Origin of the sequence: Rhizobium sp. Root483D2 (genome assembly GCF_001426685.1) — a bacterium.
Classification (GTDB): Bacteria; Pseudomonadota; Alphaproteobacteria; order Rhizobiales; family Rhizobiaceae; genus Pararhizobium; species Pararhizobium qamdonense.
The window spans coordinates 42,360-59,159 of record NZ_LMFB01000043.1 but is presented as its reverse complement, the minus strand read 5'-3'; the positions used below and the strand labels follow the sequence as shown (position 1 = coordinate 59,159).

The following is a 16,800-nucleotide window of genomic DNA, read 5'->3' as shown; positions in this document are numbered from 1 at the left end:
GGTTTCATGGCGCAGGCCATCATGGTGCGGACGCTCGGCGGTCCGGATGTTCTCAAAATCGAAGGCATCACGCTTTCCGCGCCCGGTCCCGGCGAAGTGCAGATCCGCCAGGTCGCGGTGGGCATGAACTTCATCGACGTCTATTTCCGCACCGGTCTCTATAAATCGGCCGAGGGGCTGCCGTTCATTCCGGGCAAGGAAGGCGCCGGGATTGTGACTGCGGTCGGGGATAATGTCAGCACCTTTGCCGTTGGCGATCGCGTCGCCTATGCATCCTCCGACGGCGCCTATGCGAGCGAGCGCAATATCGAGATTTCGCAGCTGGTGAAGGTTCCCGACGATATCACCCTGGAAACCGCAGCGGCGATGATGTTGAAGGGCATGACGGCGCAATATCTTTTGAACCAGACCTTCAAGGTCGGGCCGGGAACCACGCTTCTGTTTCACGCAGCTGCCGGCGGCGTCGGCCTTATCGCAGGCCAATGGGCCAAGGCGCTCGGCGCAACCGTGATCGGAACGGCGGGTTCGCAGGACAAGATCGATCTGGCGCTGGCGCATGGCTACGATCATGTCATCAACTACCGCACCGACAATTTTGTGAGCGCCGTCAAAGAGATCACCAACGGCAAGGGCGTCGATGTGGTCTATGATTCGGTTGGCAAGGACACGTATCCGGCCTCGCTTGACTGCATCAAGCCGCGCGGCCTCTGGGTCAGTTTCGGCAACTCTTCGGGTCCGGTCGAAGGTGTCAATATCGGAATTCTGGCGCAGAAAGGCTCGCTGTTTGCCACGCGCCCGACGTTGTTCAGCTATGTTTCGACACGGCCCGCCCTGGAGGCATGTGCAAACTCCCTGTTTGATGTTGTGCAAAGCAGCAAAGTGCGTATCAATATCAACCAGACCTATGCGCTTGCCGATGCAAGCCAGGCGCATGCGGATCTGGAAGCAAGAAAAACGAGCGGAACAACACTGCTGATTCCCTGAGACAAGCCGGAGAGGCAGCCAGGGCAGCTAACTATGAGAAAAGAGGGGCGGCGTGTCGGCTGAGGGACAACCCGCCAACAGTCTATTGCTGGCTGTTGGCCAACTGACAAAACTGTTCGGCACATTCGCTGCCTGCGACGGAATCAATCTCGATATCAGGCCGGGCGAAATTCATGCGCTTCTCGGCGAAAACGGCGCCGGGAAGTCGACGCTGGTGAAGATGCTGTTCGGCGTGCTCGCTCCCACCAGCGGCCAGATCGTCTGGCAGGGGCAGCCGGTGCGCATTGCGAGCCCGAGTGCTGCCCGCAAGCTCGGCATCGGCATGGTGTTCCAGCATTTCTCGCTGTTTGAGGCGCTGACGGTGGCCGAAAATATCGCACTGTCGATGGATCCCGGCGTATCGCTGGCGCGGATCGCCAAGGAGGCTTCCGATCTGTCGCATGCCTATGGCCTGCCGCTGGATCCGCATGCGCATGTGGCCGACCTGTCTGTCGGCGAGCGCCAGCGGATCGAAATCGTCCGCGCACTTCTGCAAAACCCAAAACTGATCATTCTCGATGAGCCGACCTCGGTGCTGACGCCGCAGGAGGCCGACCGGCTGTTTGAAACGCTGAACAAGCTGAAAGCCGAGGGGCGCTCGGTCCTGTACATCAGCCACCGGCTGGAAGAGGTGCAGCGCATCTGCGACCGCGCCACCGTTCTGCGCCACGGCAAGGTGACGGGCGCGTGCGATCCCCGCCGCGAGACCCCGGCTTCGCTGGCGCGCATGATGGTCGGCAGCGATATCGCGCATGTGAGTGCCGACGGCACGAGCGCGAAAGGCGCGGTGAAACTTGAGGCCCGACATCTGACTGCGGCGGCCAGAACGCCGTTCGCTGTGTCCTTAAAAAATATCTGTCTGAAAGTGCATGCCGGCGAAGTGCTGGCAATCGCCGGCGTTGCGGGCAATGGGCAAGGCGAACTGTTCGATGCCCTGTCCGGAGAATATCCTGTTGCTACCGACGATGTCATTTTAATCTCGGATAGGCCGGTTGGGACGCGCGGCATCAATGCCCGAAGGTTGATGGGCGCGGGTTTCGTGCCCGAGGAGCGCCATGGCCATGCGGCCGTTTCGGCGCTGTCGCTGTCTGACAATCTCATCCTTGCCCGCAGCCAATCCGACCGGCGCGCCTTTCTTGGCGGCGGCGTTTTGGGGCTGATCCGCCAGGATGCGGTGAAAATGGCGGCAAAGCGCATTTCGGCCGCGATGGATGTGCGCAAGAGCGGCGAGAACCCGCCGGCCGGGTCCCTGTCGGGCGGCAATTTGCAGAAATTCATCGTTGGGCGTGAACTCGACCGTCAACCGGCAGTCCTGATCGTCAACCAGCCCACCTGGGGCGTCGATGCTGGGGCGGCCAGCCGCATCCGCCAGGCTTTGGTCGATCTCGCCAAATCCGGTTCGGCCGTTCTGGTCATCAGCCAGGACCTCGACGAGATTTTCGAGGTTGCCACCGAGATCGCCGTGATCAGCGAAGGCAAGCTGTCCGACATCTATCCGGCCTCCGACCTCTCGCGTGAAAAGATCGGCCTGTTGATGGGCGGTATGTATGGCAAGACCGAGACTGCGGAGACGGCGCATGCGCATTGAACTGGAACGGCGTCCCGACGTCTCCAAGCTGTTTTCCATCCTGTCGCCGTTCATCGCGCTCGGCCTGACGCTGTTCTTCGGCGGCATCATGTTCATGATGCTGGGCAAGGACCCGTTTGCAGCGCTCTACAGCTTCTTCATCGAACCGTTGACGGAAGTCTGGTCGCTGCATGAACTGGCGATCAAGGCAGCGCCGCTCATTCTCATCGCGGTTGGCCTGTCGATCTGCTACCGTTCGAACAACTGGAATATCGGCGCCGAGGGCCAGTTCATCATGGGGGCGATCGCCGGATCGATCCTGCCCGTGGTGTTCTATGAATGGCAATCGCCGCTGGTTCTGCCGCTGATGATGCTGCTCGGCATGCTGGGCGGCGCCTTGTTTGCCGGCATTCCCGCCTTCCTCAAGGCGCATCTGAATACCAATGAAATTCTCACCAGCCTGATGCTGGTCTATGTCGCACAGCTGTTTCTCGACTGGCTGGTGCGCGGACCCTGGCGCAATCCGGGTGGCATGAATTTTCCGGAAACCCGCACCTTCGACGCAACCGCCATCCTGCCGGAAATGATCGCGTCGGGGCGCGCGCATTGGGGCTTCGGCTTTGCGATCATCGCCGCGATCCTGATCTGGTTCATGATGCGCTACACGCTGAAAGGCTTCGAGATCACCGTGCTTGGCCAATCCCAGCGGGCAGGGCGGTTCGCCGGTTTCTCGTCGCGCAAGATGATCTGGTTTTCCATGCTGCTCTCGGGCGCTCTCGCCGGTCTTGCCGGCATTGCCGAAGTCAGCGGCGCAATCCAGCAGCTGCGCCCGGTCATTTCTCCCGGCTACGGTTTCACTGCCATCATCGTCGCCTTTCTCGGCCGGCTCAATCCGCTGGGGATCGTCGTTGCCGGGCTTGTGCTTGCGCTCACCTATCTCGGCGGCGAGGCGGTGCAGGTATCCTTGCAGATTTCCGACAAGCCGATCCGGGTGTTCCAGGGGCTGCTTCTGTTCTTCGTCCTCTCCTGCGATACGCTCATCCATTATAAGATCCGGATGATGTGGTACGATCTGTCCAAAACGACCGGCGAGGGGGTGCGCTGATGGGTATCTTCGAAGCCATGCTGTTGACGGTGATTACCGCAGCCACGCCGCTTGTGCTGGCGGCCATCGGCGAACTGGTCACCGAGCGCTCCGGCGTTCTCAATCTCGGTGTCGAGGGCATGATGGTGATGGGGGCAGCCTGCGCCTTCATCGCCACGCAGGTCACCGGCTCTCCCTATATCGGCATCCTTGCCGGCATTGCGGCCGGAGCGCTGTTTTCGCTGCTGTTCGGCTTTCTGACCCTGACGCTGGTTGCCAATCAGGTGGCGACGGGCCTCGCTTTGACCATTCTTGGGCTTGGCGTATCCAGCATGATCGCCGAACCCTATCTGGGGCAATCCGGCATCAAGCTCCCGCAGATCGTCTTTCCGGTCCTGTCGGATATCCCGTTCCTAGGGCCTCTTCTGTTCAGGCAGGATCTGATTTTCTATCTCTCGATCGCGCTGGTCGCCGGTGTCAACTGGTTCCTGTTCAAGAGCCGTGCCGGGCTGAAACTGCGCTCCGTTGGCGACAGCCATGCTTCGGCGCATGCGCTTGGGATCAACGTCATCCGCACCCGCTATCTGGCCGTGATGTTCGGTGGCGCCTGCGCCGGGCTGGCGGGGGCACAGCTGTCGCTGGTCTACACGCCGCAATGGGCTGAGAACATGTCGGCCGGGCGTGGCTGGATCGCGCTGGCGCTGGTGGTCTTTGCATCCTGGCGGCCCTGGCGGATCATCGCGGGTGGGTACCTCTTTGGCGCCGTGTCGATCAGCCAGCTTTATGTGCAGGCTCGCGGCATCGACATTCCCTCGCAGTTCCTTTCTGCTCTTCCCTACCTGGCGACAATTATCGTACTCATTCTCATCTCGCACAACCGGCGCACGACGTTGATCAATACGCCGGCTTCGCTCGGCAAGTCCTTTGTGCCAGACCGGTGAACAAGAACAACAACGCAAACCAAACCTACAGGGGTCAAAAATGAAAAAACTGCTTTTCGTACTCGCCACGACGGCGGCCGTCATCGGGTTTTCCGCTGGCGCCTATGCCGCCGACAAGGCAAAAGTCTGCTTCGTCTATGTTGGATCGAAGACCGACGGTGGCTGGACACAGGCCCATGATATCGGCCGTTTGGAGCTTGAAAAGGCGCTGGGCGACAAGATCGAAACGCAGTTTCTCGAAAACGTTCCGGAAGGTCCCGATGCCGAGCGCGCCATCGAGCGCCTGGCGCGTTCCGGTTGCGGCCTGATCTACACCACGTCGTTCGGCTTCATGGATGCAACCGTCAAGATTGCCGCGAAATTCCCCGACGTGAAGTTCGAGCACGCCACCGGCTACAAGACCGCCCCGAACCTTGCCACCTATAACAGCCGCTTCTATGAGGGCCGTTATATTCAGGGCCAGATCGCTGCCAAGATTTCGCAAAAGGGTGTGGCCGGCTACATCGCTTCCTTCCCGATCCCGGAAGTGGTGATGGGCATCAATGCCTTCGTCACCGGCGCCCGCTCCGTCAACCCTGATTTCAAGATCAAGGTCGTATGGGCAAACACCTGGTTCGACCCAGGCAAGGAAGCCGATGCCGCCAAGGCGCTGATCGACCAGGGCGTTGACGTGTTGACACAGCATACCGACACGACCGCGCCGATGCAGGTTGCTGCCGAGCGCGGCATCAAGGCCTTTGGCCAGGCATCCGACATGATCAAGGCAGGACCCGAAACCCAGCTGACGGCGATCGTCGATACCTGGGGCGCCTATTACATCAAGCGCACCCAGCTGTTTCTGGACGGCAAGTGGGAGACATCGTCGAGCTGGGACGGCCTGAAGGACGGCATCCTGACCATGGCGCCCTATACCAACATGCCCGACGACGTAAAGGCTCTGGCGGAAGAGACCCAGAAGAAGATCGAATCGGGCGAACTGAAGCCCTTCACCGGCCCGCTGAAGAAGCAGGACGGCTCGGAATGGCTGGCCGCCGGCGCGTCCTCGGATGACGGCACGCTTCTGGGCATGAACTTCTACGTCGAAGGCGTTGACGACAAACTGCCGCAATAATTCCGGCATCACGATTTCGCAATCTGGGGCGGCCGCAAGGCCGCCCTTTTTGGTTCCGGCTGTGAAAATTCGAACGGACATATGCGAAATACTGTTTACATAAATCATATAGTATGATTTTTTGACTGCGCTGCTGAGGAGCAGCTTTTTGGGAGGAAAATCATGAAAATCAAGACTGCACTGAGCTGTGCCACGGTTCTGGCTGCCTGCATGTTTGGCCCGGCTTCGGCCGCCGATCTGACGATCGGCTTTTCGCAGATCGGCTCTGAATCCGGCTGGCGCGCGGCTGAAACGACGCTGACCAAGCAGGAAGCGGAAAAGCGCGGCATCGACCTCAAATTCGCCGACGCTCAGCAAAAACAGGAAAACCAGATCAAGGCGTTGCGGTCGTTCATCGCCCAGGGCGTCAATGCGATTCTCATCGCACCGGTCGTCGCAACCGGCTGGGATGAAGTTCTGACGGAAGCCAAGGACGCCGAAATCCCGGTCATCCTTCTCGACCGTACGGTCGATTCGTCCGATGATCTCTACCTGACGGCCGTCACCTCCGACCTCGTTCACGAAGGCAATGTCGCCGGCAAATTCCTGGTCGATACTGTCGGCACCAAGCAGTGCAACGTTGTCGAGCTGCAAGGCACGACAGGTTCTTCGCCGGCTATCGATCGCAAGAAGGGTTTCGAAGAAGCTCTGAAGGGTCATGATAACTTGAAGATCATCCGCAGCCAGACAGGCGACTTCACCCGTACCAAGGGCAAGGAAGTCATGGAAAGCTTCCTGAAGGCGGAAGATGGCGGCAAGAACATCTGCGCGCTCTACGCCCACAATGACGACATGGCCGTCGGCGCCATTCAGGCAATCAAGGAAGCCGGCCTGAAGCCGGGCAAGGATATCCTCGTCGTTTCCATCGATGCCGTTCCGGATATCTTCCAGGCGATGGCGGCCGGTGAAGCCAATGCCACTGTCGAATTGACGCCGAACATGGCAGGTCCTGCTTTGGACGCACTCGACGCGTTCCTCAAGGACGGCACCAAGCCTGCCAAGTGGATCCAGACGGAATCGAAGCTTTACACCCAGGCTGACGATCCGCAGAAGGTCTATGAGGAAAAGAAGGGCCTCGGCTACTGATCAACTGCCGGCATCGCGCTCCCGTCGCATCCACGGACCTTTGTCCGGGATGTCGATGGGAATGCGATGCCGGCAAACCGTCTTGTGCCGTCTCAGTCGCCAAGCCTGCGGACTGCCACGGGGTTTACTGCCCGCCACCGGCGCGTCCCCGGCAGGCGACTTTCCCGCGCAGCCCGGCCTCGTAGCCTTGAAGAATCCGGTTTCATGCCAAACAGCTCAAACGATATTCTTGTCGCCGCCGGGATGGTGAAATCCTTTCCAGGTGCCATAGCCCTCAACAAGGTCGATTTCTCGCTGCGGCGCGGCGAAGTGCATGCGCTGCTGGGCGAAAACGGTGCTGGAAAATCGACGCTGATCAAATGCATGACCGGCGCGTACCGCCGCGATGCCGGGCAACTGACGCTCGATGGCGAGGAGATTGATCCGCGCGACACGCTCGATGCGCAAAAGCTCGGGATCGGCACCGTCTATCAGGAAGTCAATCTGCTCGGAAATCTGAGCGTAGCCGAAAATCTCTTCCTCGGCCGCCAGCCCCGCCGTTTCGGGCTCATTCAGGCCGGCGAGATGAACCGGCGGGCCAAAGGCCTGCTGGCGCAATATGGTATCGACATCAACGTCTCTGTAGCGCTCGAAAGCTATTCCGTCGCCATCCAGCAGGTGGTGGCGATCGCGCGTGCCGTTGATCTCTCCGGCAAGGTGCTGATCCTCGACGAACCGACCGCCAGCCTTGATGCCCAGGAAGTGGAAATGCTGTTTGGCATCGTCCGTGATCTCAAGGCGAGGGGGCTCGGCATTGTCTTCATTACCCATTTTCTGGAACAGGTCTACGACCTCTCCGACCGTATCACCGTGCTGCGCAACGGCCAGCTGGTCGGCACGCGTGATACCGCATCACTGCCGCGCCGCGAACTCGTCACGATGATGCTGGGCCATGAACTCCAGTCGGTCGAAAAGGCGGTTGCGGAAACGGACGCGGCTAGCGGCCCGGTGCATGTCCGGTTTTCGAAATTTGGCAAGGCCGGCAAGATCAAGCCGTTCGATCTCGACGTCCGCAAGGGGGAAGTCGTCGGCATCGCCGGCCTTCTCGGCTCCGGCCGCACCGAGACCGCGGAGCTGATGTTCGGCGTGCACAGGGCCGATAGCGGCAGCGTCGATATCGGCGGCAAGACGGTCAACCTGTCCTCGCCGCGCGCTGCCATCGCCGAAGGTTTCGGCTTCTGTCCCGAGGACCGCAAGCTGGACGGCATTATCGGCGAACTGTCCGTGCGCGAAAACATCGCTCTCGCCCTGCAGGCCCGGCGTGGCTGGGCGCGGCCACTGTCGGCATCCGAGCAGAATGCGCTGGCCGACCGCTATATCAAGGCGTTGGACATCCGGACCAGCGACCGGGAAAAGCCGATCCGGCTGCTCTCCGGCGGCAATCAGCAGAAGGCTATCCTGGCGCGGTGGCTTGCGACCAATCCGCAATTTCTCATCCTCGACGAACCGACGCGCGGCATCGATGTCGGCGCCCACGCGGAAATCATCCGCCTGATCGGGGAACTCTGCGCTGAGGGCATGTCGCTGATCGTCATCTCGTCTGAATTGGAGGAACTCGTGGCGTACAGTACGCGCATCATCGTGCTGCGGGATCGTGCCCATGTCGCCGAACTCACCGGCAGCGAGATCACCACCGAACATATCGTCAATTCCATTGCGGCGGCAACGGATCAAGGAGGCGCACGATGATCGACACCGCAAAACGCCTTGGCTGGCGCCTTCTGCCGCAATTCGTGGCGCTGGCGCTGATTCTGATTCTGATCCGGCTGGTCTTTCCCGATTTCTTTTCCATCCAGATACAGAACGGCCGGCTTTATGGCAGCCTGATTGACATTCTCAATCGCGGTGCCCCGGTCGCACTTCTGGCCGTCGGAATGACGGTGGTGATCGCCACCAAAGGTATCGATCTCTCCGTCGGCGCCGTCATGGCCATCTGTGGCGCTGTTGCCGCCGCATCCAGCGTGCGCGGCGATCCGCTGGCGGTCACGCTGTTGCTGGCAGTGGGGACGGGCCTGATCTGCGGCGTCTGGAACGGCTTTCTGGTGTCTGTCCTGAATATCCAGCCGATCATTGCGACGCTTGTGCTGATGGTGGCGGGGCGCGGCATTGCGCAGCTGGTAACCGAAGGCGCGATCCTCACCTTCAACGATCCCGGCCTGATCTTCATCGGCAGCGGTTCCTTTCTTGGTCTGCCTATGCCCGTTGTCATCTGGCTTGTCTTCGGCATCGCCATTGCAACGCTGGTGCGGCGCACGGCGCTCGGAATGCTGATCGAGGCTGTCGGCATCAACCGCCGCGCCAGCACGCTGTCGGGCATTCAGACGCCGCTGCTGTTGATGGCGGCCTATATGCTGTCGGGCCTGTGTGCTGCGGTCGCCGGGTTGATCGTCACGGCTGATATCAGGGGCGCCGACGCCAACAATGCCGGCCTCTGGCTCGAGCTTGATGCCATTCTCGCCGTCGTTGTCGGCGGAACGTCGCTGCTCGGCGGACGGTTCAGCATCGTTGCCTCGCTGATCGGCGCGATGATCATTCAGGCTGTGAATACCGGCATCCTGTCCTCGGGTTTTCCGCCGGAATTCAACCTGATCATCAAGGCGGCGATCATCGTCATCATCCTCGTCATCCAGTCGCCGCGCGTGCAGTCGGGCTTGACCTTCCTTGGCCGCAAATCGGTCCGTAGAGACAGAGCGGAGCAGTCCGTCAGATGAACCAGAAATATCTCCCGCTGATCGCCACTATCGTCATCTTCGTCGTGTCCTATGCGGCTTGCGCTGCCCAGTATCCGAATATCCTGTCAACGCGTGTCATCGGCAACCTGTTGACCGACAATGCCTTTCTGGGCATTGCCGCCGTTGGCATGACCTTCGTGATCCTGTCCGGCGGCATTGACCTGTCCATCGGCTCGGTCATCGCCTTCACCGGTATCTTCCTTGCCGTTCTCCTGCAGAATACCGGCATTCATCCGCTGGCCGCCTTCGCGCTTGTCCTTGTGATCACCACGCTGTTCGGCGCGGTCATGGGGGCAATCATCCACTATCTGGAAATGCCCGCCTTCATCGTTACCTTGGCCGGCATGTTTCTCGCCCGCGGCATGGCCTTTGTCCTGTCGGTCGATTCGATCCCGATCAAGCATCCGTTTTATGCGGCGATGAAGACCTTCTACTACAAGCTGCCCGGCGGTGGCCGCATCACGCTGATTGGCGGACTGATGCTCCTGGTTTTCGCCGCCGGTATCCTCATTGCCCAGCGCACCCGCTTCGGCACCAATGTCTATGCGCTGGGCGGCGGCACCCAGACATCGGCTCTTATGGGCGTTCCTGTTGGGCGCACGACGATGATGATCTACGGTCTGTCCGGCTTTCTCGCCGGGCTTTCGGGAATCGTTTATTCCCTCTACACATCGGCAGGCTATTCGCTGGCCACGGTGGGTGTCGAGCTGGATGCGATTGCTGCGGTTGTGATCGGGGGAACGCTTCTGACGGGCGGTGCAGGCTTTGTCGGCGGAACGCTTATCGGCGTCTTGATCCAGGGCCTGATCCAGACCTACATCACCTTTGATGGTTCGCTGTCGAGTTGGTGGACGAAAATTCTGATCGGTGCTTTGCTGTTCGCATTCATCTTGATGCAAAAAGCCATCCTGCTGTTGTCACGCCGAAACAAAACATATTCCTGAGGGGGGAGTTGCTTGCGAAAGGGTCTGCTCGAAACCGTCTTGACCGGTGCGCGAACGCGCACAAGCCACGCGCAGGTGGTGGACGAACTGGGCAAGGCCATCGTGTCGGGCGAATTTCCCGTGGGCTCCATCCTGCCCGGTGATCCGGAACTGGCAATGCGTTTCAAGGTATCGCGCACGGTGTTGCGCGAGGCGATGAAGACGCTGGCCGCCAAGGGCTTGATCGTGCCACGCGCCCGCATCGGCACACGGGTGACGGCGAAAAACCAGTGGAACCTGTTCGACAGCGATGTGCTGACCTGGCATTTCCATCGGGGCGTCGATGAGGAATTCCTCTATCATCTGAGCGAGATACGCCTGGCCTTCGAACCGCATGCCGCAGCCCTTGCGGCCGTCAATGCGACGGAAGCCGAGATCAGCGGCATGATGCGGCTGGCGGTCGCCATGGGCGATCCCGGACACACGGCCGAAACGCTGGCAATGGCCGATCTGCGCTTTCATCTCGCCGTCGTCGAAGCCTCCGGCAATCCCTTCATGCGCACCGTCGGCAGTCTGATCGAGGCGGCGCTGGTCGGTATCTTCAAGCTGAGCTCACCGGCATCGGGCCGCGAAGGCATTGATGAAGTCTCGCGCTCGCACATCAAGATCGTCGAGCAGATCAGCCGGCGTGATGAGGCGCAGGCACGCGCGGCAATGGAAAATGTCATCCGCGTCGGGCGCGAACGCGTCCGGGCGGCCCTCAAAGGGCTCGATGAGGTCGAGGCACTGACCCGGTGATTGCCACCTTTGGTTTTGGGACTTCAGCCAGCTGACTGTTGCCTTTGCCCGCCGATAAATCAGGACGAGACCCAAAAGTACCGGAAATCTTCAGTTGCCGCCTTGCTGCAACTGCGTCTTCCGCCTATTTGATAGGGCTGAACTGACATGCGCCGCCTCCGGCGCGTGTATCTCCATCAACGGTGTCCGAGGGTTATGTCCGAACTGATTGTTATTTTCGTTCTTCTTTTGATCAATGCGTTTTTCGCACTTTCGGAAATGGCAATTGTATCGGCAAGCCGGCCACTGCTGCGGCAGATGGCAAAACAGGGCAACAGCCGCGCCGAACTGGCGCTTCGGCTGGCCGAAGATCCCGGCAAGTTCCTCTCCACGGTCCAGGTCGGCATTACCCTCGTCGGAACGCTGGCCGGTGCCTATGGTGGCGCCACCATCGCCGACAAGCTGGCGCCGACCTTGAACGAGATCAGCTGGATCAATCCCTATGGCAGCACGGTTGCCGTTGCGTTGGTCGTCACGCTCATCACCTATCTTTCCGTCGTGATCGGCGAGCTTATCCCCAAGCAGCTGGCATTGAAGAATTCCGAAGGCGTGGCGATGTTCGTCGCGACCCCGATGTCGTTCCTGTCGCGTCTGGCCGCTCCCGTCGTCTACCTGTTTGAAATGTCGGCATCGCTGTTCATGCGGATTTTCGGCGTTTCCAGCGATAGCGATCACGTCACGGAAGAAGAGGTCCAGGCGATCATGGCCGAGGGCGTCGAAAGCGGCGCTATCGAAAAGTCGGAACATGAAATGCTGAGACGAATCATCCGTCTGGGCGACCGCAACGTCAAATCGATCATGACGCATCGCACCGAAGTCAGCTTCATCGACGTCAACGATACGCTTGAGACCATCCGTGCCAAGGTCGAGCAGACGGCGCATTCCCGCTATCCGGTCATGGATGCGACCGGCGAAGTGCTGGGCGCCGTCCAGGTCAAGGAAATCTTGAATGCACCGGCCAAATCCGGCTTCCAGATCCGCAACTTCGTCAAGGATATCCACACCTTGCCGGAGACGGCCTCCTGCCTGAAAGCACTCGAGGCCTTCAAGGCATCGCACATCAACATGGCTATGATCGTCGATGAATATGGCAGTATCGAAGGCATCATTACGATCGCCGACATCCTGGAAGCCATCGTCGGCGTCCTGCCGTCGAACTATGACGATATCGAACACGCCCTGATCCGTCAGCGCGACGATGGTTCGTATCTTGTCGATGGCCGCACGCCGATCGATGAAATCCATCTGACCATCGGCATCGACGAAATCGATTCGGACGGCAGCTACGAGACCATTTCCGGCTTTCTGGTGCAGCAGCTGCGCAAGAACCCGGAAGAAGGTGACGTTACGGAAGCCTATGGCTACCGTTTCGAAGTCATCGACATGGACGGCCGCCGTATCGACAAGATCCTTGTCTCGCGCGCAACGCTTTAACAATCACTTGAAAAACAAAAAGGCCGGGAAACCCCGACCTTTTGTCAATTCGTCCGATGTTTGGCCTGCTAGTACATCCGTAGTCAGGTCAACTGCGGTCCATATTCCGCTGCTTTGGTTAATAAAAGGTTAACGCGCATGACACTGTAGTGCTGGGCGCCGTCATGCGCGATGTTCCCTCAGTTTTCCTCGATCGAGATGCCGCCTTCGCCGATTTTCACTTCGACGCCGTCGGGCTTGGATTCCTTGTCATAGACGTAAATACCCAATCCGACGACCACGACGACGAGGGCGCCGATAAGCATGTAGAGTGCATTGCGGTTCAATGTCATGTCCTTCCAATAACTGCAATTTTGCCGGGGAATAGATAGGCGCGCATGCGTGTTTGGGAAGGGTGGCTACGGGGCGTCTGCACCGATTCTGCAATCAGCGCAGCACCATGATATCGCACAGCTTTCCCGCATCGAGAGCTGTTGCATGCGGCGGCCGGATGATCAGGCAATCGGACTGGGCAAAGACCTGCATCATCGAGGAATCCTGCCGCGAAAACGTCTCGGCCTGCAGCGAGCCATCGCTGCTGCGCGTCAGGCGTGCGCGAACATAGTCCTGCCGCTTGTCATTGGCTGACAGGGAGGTCAGCGTATACGCCTTGGCGCTGCGGTCACGCGAGGGCAGGGAGCCCAGATGCCGCAGCAACGGCTCCAGAAACAGCAGCGAGCAGACAAGGCTGGACACCGGGTTGCCGGGCAGGCCGAGCACGATCATGCCGTCGAGCGACCCGACCATCAGGGGCTTGCCGGGCCGCATGGCGATTTGCCAGAAGTCGAGCACCATGCCGCTGTCCACCAGGGTGGATTGAACCAGATCATGATCGCCGACAGAGGCGCCGCCAAGCGTCACCAGAATATCTGCACCGGCCGCCTTGGCGTTCGCAACGGCATTTGAAATCGCCGTCTTGTCATCGCGCACGATGCCGAGATCAATAATTTCGGCGCCGTTGTCGCGGGCGATGGCGGCCACGCCGTAGGTGTTCGAGGCGATGATCTGGTTGGGACCGGGAATGCTGCCCGGCGGCAGCAGTTCATCGCCAGTTGCCAGGATCGCGACCTTCGGACGAGCGAGCACCGGAAGCTGCGGATGGTTCATTCCGGCCGCAACCGTCAAACGCCCGGCATCAAGCACGTCACCGGCGCGCAGCACGATATCGCCGGCGGTAAAATCCTGTCCCTTGGGACGGATATGACGGCCTTTTTCCAGCGCAAACGTGGTGCGGATCCGGTTGTCCGGCAGTTTTTCCGCGTCTTCCTGGATCAGCACGGTGTCCGCACCGGCCGGAACCGGCGCGCCGGTGAAGATGCGCACGACCTCACCCCGGCCGACGTGACCGGAAAAGCCGCGTCCTGCCGCCGATTCGCCGATGACGGAAAGCTCCATGCCGATTTCGGCAAAATCCTCGTGATGCCCGGCATATCCATCCATCGCCGAATTGTCGAAGGCAGGATGCGTCACGCGGGCGGCGACATCGCTTGCCAGAACACGGCCCATCGCCTCGTGCAGATCCACCATTTCGACGCGGGTCAGCGCTGGTGCTTTGAGCAGCCGGTCGAGCGCATCTGATACCGGGAGCAAAGCCATCAGCCCTGTTTATCCTTGCGGCTGTAATCGCCAGACCGGCCGCCGGATTTCTGGGCAAGCCGGATGCCGCCGATTTCCATCTCGCGATCCGCTGCCTTCGCCATGTCGTAGATCGTCAGGCAGGCGACGCTGGCAGCGGTCAGCGCTTCCATCTCCACGCCGGTACGGCCGGTGAGCTTTGCCATTGCTTCCACCCGCAGGCCGGGGAGCGTCTCATCGGCGGAAATCTCCACGGAAACCTTCGACAGCATCAGCGGGTGGCACAGCGGAATGAGGTTGGCCGTCTGTTTCGCCGCCATGATGCCGGCAAGACGTGCAGTGGCGAGCACGTCGCCTTTCTTGGCATTGCCCTTCAAAATGAGATCGAGCGTCTCCGGCCGCATGCGCACAAAGCCCTCGGCAACGGCAACCCGCACCGTCTCCGGCTTATCGCTGACATCGACCATGTTGGCCTGGCCGTCAGCGCCGACATGGGTGAGGGAGGATGTGCCCGTCATTCGGCAGCCAGGCTCGTTGCGGAACCGGTGAGCAGGGTGCGGGTGGCAGCAGTCACGTCGTCCTTGCGCATCAGGCTTTCGCCGACCAAGAATGTCGAGATGCCGCTCTTTGCCAGCCGCACGCAGTCGTCATGGCTGAAAATACCGCTCTCGCCAACCAGCAACCGGTCCGCCGGAACCTGCGGCGACAGCCTTTCGGACAGAGCGATATCCACTTCGAACGTCTTCAGATTGCGGTTGTTGATCCCGAGCAGCGGCGAGCTCAGCTTCAGCGCCCGCTCCAACTCCTCCGCGTCGTGAACCTCGACCAGAACATCCATGCCGAGCGCCAAAGCCTCGTCTTCGAGCCTTTGCGCATCGCTGTCATTCAGCGACGCCATAATCAGCAAGATGCAATCCGCACCCCAGGCGCGCGCCTCGTGAACCTGGTAGGTCTCGAACATGAAATCCTTGCGCAAGGCCGGAAGCGAACAGGCGTTGCGCGCCGCGGTCAGAAATTCCGGCGCACCTTGGAAGCTTGGGCTATCGGTCAGCACCGAAAGGCATGCCGCGCCGCCGGCCTCATACGCTTTTGCCAGGAGCGGCGGATCGAAATCCGGACGGATCAATCCCTTTGAGGGGCTCGCCTTCTTGATCTCGGCGATAAGACCGAAAAGGCCTTCCGACTGCTTGGCTTTCAGCGCATTGAGAAATCCGCGTGGCGCTTCCTGGTCAGCGGCCATCGCCTTGAGATCAGCGAGGCTGACGCGTGATTTTGCCGCCGCGATTTCCGCGCGCTTGTAGATTTCGATCTTCTGCAGAATATCGGCCATCGATCGTCTCCTTATGCCGCGTTCGAAACGCGGATGAGCCACTCCAGCGTCGCATCGGCAGCGCCGCTTGTCAGCGATTGACGGGCAAGCACCATGCCCTCGCGAAGGTCTGCGGCACGTCCGGCGATCACCAGGGACGCAGCCGCATTGGCAAGCGAGATGTCGCGGTAAGGCGTTGCATCGCCCTGAAGCACGCCCTTCAGCGCCACGGCGTTATGCGCGCCATCGCCGCCCTTGAGGTCGGCGAGCAGAACCGTTTCAAGGCCAAAATCTGAGGGCGTCAGCTCGAACGTGCGGATATTACCATTCTTAAGTGCTGCGACCTGCGTAACGCCGGTCGTGGTGATCTCGTCCAGCCCTTCGCCATGCACGACCCAGACGCTTTTCGAGCCGAGATCGCGCAAGACTTCCGCCACGGGGACAACCCACTGCGGCGCAAACACGCCAACCAACTGCTGGGTCACACCGGCCGGGTTCGACAGGGGCCCGAGCAGGTTGAAAATCGTCCGTGTCCCGAGCTCGACGCGCGTCGGGCCGACATGGCGCATGGCGGAATGATGCTGCTGCGCAAACATGAAGCCGAGACCAGCTTCTGAAATGCAGCGCGCGATCGTATCCGGGCCGATATCGAGCTTGACGCCGAGGCAGGAGAGGGCGTCTGCGGTTCCCGACTTGGAGCTAAGCGCCCGGTTGCCATGCTTGGCCACGGGAACACCGGCGCCGGCAACGATCAAGGCGGCCAGCGTCGAGATGTTATAGGTCCCGGCGCCATCGCCGCCGGTTCCGACGATGTCGATGGCGTCTGCCGGGGCATTCACCGTCAGCATGCGGGCCCGCATCGCGCCGACGGCGCCGACGATCTCATCGACGGTTTCGCCGCGCACGCGCAGCGCCATCAGGAAGCCGCCGATCTGGGAAGGCGTCGCCTCGCCGGACATGATGATTTCGAAGGCGGCGCGTGCATCGTCGCGGTTCAGCGCTTCACCCGCTGCGGCCTTGGCGACGAAAGGCTTCAAGTCCGGCATGCTGATCCCTTTTTG

Annotated in this window: 16 protein-coding genes; 11 read left to right on the top strand and 5 right to left on the bottom strand. The window is 60.5% G+C overall.

Annotated elements, in window-relative coordinates; genetic code table 11:
• Positions 1-6: 6 nt before the first annotated feature.
• The 11 genes from ASD32_RS26790 (at position 7) to ASD32_RS26740 (ending at position 12,816) form a co-directional block, all read left to right on the top strand.
• Positions 7-984 carry a quinone oxidoreductase gene (locus ASD32_RS26790; RefSeq protein WP_060641089.1) on the top strand — a complete coding sequence of 326 codons (978 nt, stop codon included), beginning with the start codon at positions 7-9 and terminating at the stop codon, positions 982-984.
• Positions 985-1,036: 52 nt separating this feature from the next.
• Positions 1,037-2,611, top strand: coding sequence for an ABC transporter ATP-binding protein (locus tag ASD32_RS26785; protein ID WP_060641088.1), 1,575 nt, complete (start codon positions 1,037-1,039; stop codon positions 2,609-2,611).
• A complete protein-coding gene (locus tag ASD32_RS26780; protein WP_060641087.1) occupies positions 2,601-3,695 on the top strand; it encodes an ABC transporter permease in 1,095 nt (364 codons plus the stop codon). The genes ASD32_RS26785 and ASD32_RS26780 overlap by 11 nt, the downstream gene beginning before the upstream one ends.
• On the top strand, positions 3,695-4,615 hold the full coding sequence (locus ASD32_RS26775; RefSeq protein WP_060641086.1) for an ABC transporter permease: 921 nt from the start codon (positions 3,695-3,697) through the stop codon (positions 4,613-4,615). Before ASD32_RS26780 ends, ASD32_RS26775 begins: the two co-directional genes overlap by 1 nt.
• 40 nt (positions 4,616-4,655) lie before the next feature.
• Entirely contained in the window at positions 4,656-5,726 is a 1,071-nt protein-coding gene (locus tag ASD32_RS26770) for a BMP family ABC transporter substrate-binding protein (RefSeq protein ID WP_060641085.1), read from the top strand.
• 162 nt (positions 5,727-5,888) lie between these two features.
• A complete protein-coding gene (gene ytfQ, locus ASD32_RS26765) occupies positions 5,889-6,851 on the top strand; it encodes a galactofuranose ABC transporter, galactofuranose-binding protein YtfQ (RefSeq protein ID WP_060641084.1) in 963 nt (320 codons plus the stop codon).
• A 204-nt stretch (positions 6,852-7,055) separates the two neighbouring features.
• Complete coding sequence (gene ytfR / locus ASD32_RS26760; RefSeq protein WP_060641083.1) at positions 7,056-8,579, top strand: galactofuranose ABC transporter, ATP-binding protein YtfR; 1,524 nt, start codon at positions 7,056-7,058, stop codon at positions 8,577-8,579.
• Positions 8,576-9,601 carry an ABC transporter permease gene (locus tag ASD32_RS26755; protein ID WP_060641082.1) on the top strand — a complete coding sequence of 342 codons (1,026 nt, stop codon included), beginning with the start codon at positions 8,576-8,578 and terminating at the stop codon, positions 9,599-9,601. Before ytfR ends, ASD32_RS26755 begins: the two co-directional genes overlap by 4 nt.
• Positions 9,598-10,566, top strand: a complete 969-nt coding sequence (gene yjfF, locus ASD32_RS26750; protein ID WP_060641081.1) for a galactofuranose ABC transporter, permease protein YjfF — start codon at positions 9,598-9,600, stop codon at positions 10,564-10,566. Before ASD32_RS26755 ends, yjfF begins: the two co-directional genes overlap by 4 nt.
• Positions 10,567-10,578: 12 nt before the next feature.
• Positions 10,579-11,343, top strand: coding sequence for a FadR/GntR family transcriptional regulator (locus ASD32_RS26745; RefSeq protein ID WP_060641080.1), 765 nt, complete (start codon positions 10,579-10,581; stop codon positions 11,341-11,343).
• 195 nt (positions 11,344-11,538) lie between these two features.
• Positions 11,539-12,816: a hemolysin family protein gene (locus ASD32_RS26740; RefSeq protein ID WP_060641079.1), complete on the top strand. Its 1,278-nt coding sequence runs from the start codon at positions 11,539-11,541 to the stop codon at positions 12,814-12,816.
• Positions 12,817-12,995: 179 nt separating this feature from the next.
• Here ASD32_RS26740 and ASD32_RS30410 read toward each other — a convergent pair whose 3' ends face one another.
• From ASD32_RS30410 to trpD, 5 genes are all read right to left on the bottom strand, one after another.
• Positions 12,996-13,148 (bottom strand): hypothetical protein, encoded by a 153-nt coding sequence (locus ASD32_RS30410; protein WP_210171121.1) that lies wholly within the window; start codon positions 13,146-13,148, stop codon positions 12,996-12,998.
• A 94-nt stretch (positions 13,149-13,242) separates the two neighbouring features.
• Complete coding sequence (glp, locus tag ASD32_RS26735) at positions 13,243-14,451, bottom strand: gephyrin-like molybdotransferase Glp (RefSeq protein ID WP_060641078.1); 1,209 nt, start codon at positions 14,449-14,451, stop codon at positions 13,243-13,245.
• On the bottom strand, positions 14,451-14,948 hold the full coding sequence (moaC, locus tag ASD32_RS26730) for a cyclic pyranopterin monophosphate synthase MoaC (RefSeq protein WP_060641077.1): 498 nt from the start codon (positions 14,946-14,948) through the stop codon (positions 14,451-14,453). Before moaC ends, glp begins: the two co-directional genes overlap by 1 nt.
• Positions 14,945-15,760, bottom strand: a complete 816-nt coding sequence (gene trpC, locus ASD32_RS26725; RefSeq protein ID WP_060641076.1) for an indole-3-glycerol phosphate synthase TrpC — start codon at positions 15,758-15,760, stop codon at positions 14,945-14,947. Before trpC ends, moaC begins: the two co-directional genes overlap by 4 nt.
• A gap of 11 nt (positions 15,761-15,771) precedes the next feature.
• Positions 15,772-16,785 carry an anthranilate phosphoribosyltransferase gene (trpD, locus tag ASD32_RS26720; protein WP_060641075.1) on the bottom strand — a complete coding sequence of 338 codons (1,014 nt, stop codon included), beginning with the start codon at positions 16,783-16,785 and terminating at the stop codon, positions 15,772-15,774.
• Between the last annotated feature and the right edge of the window lie 15 nt (positions 16,786-16,800).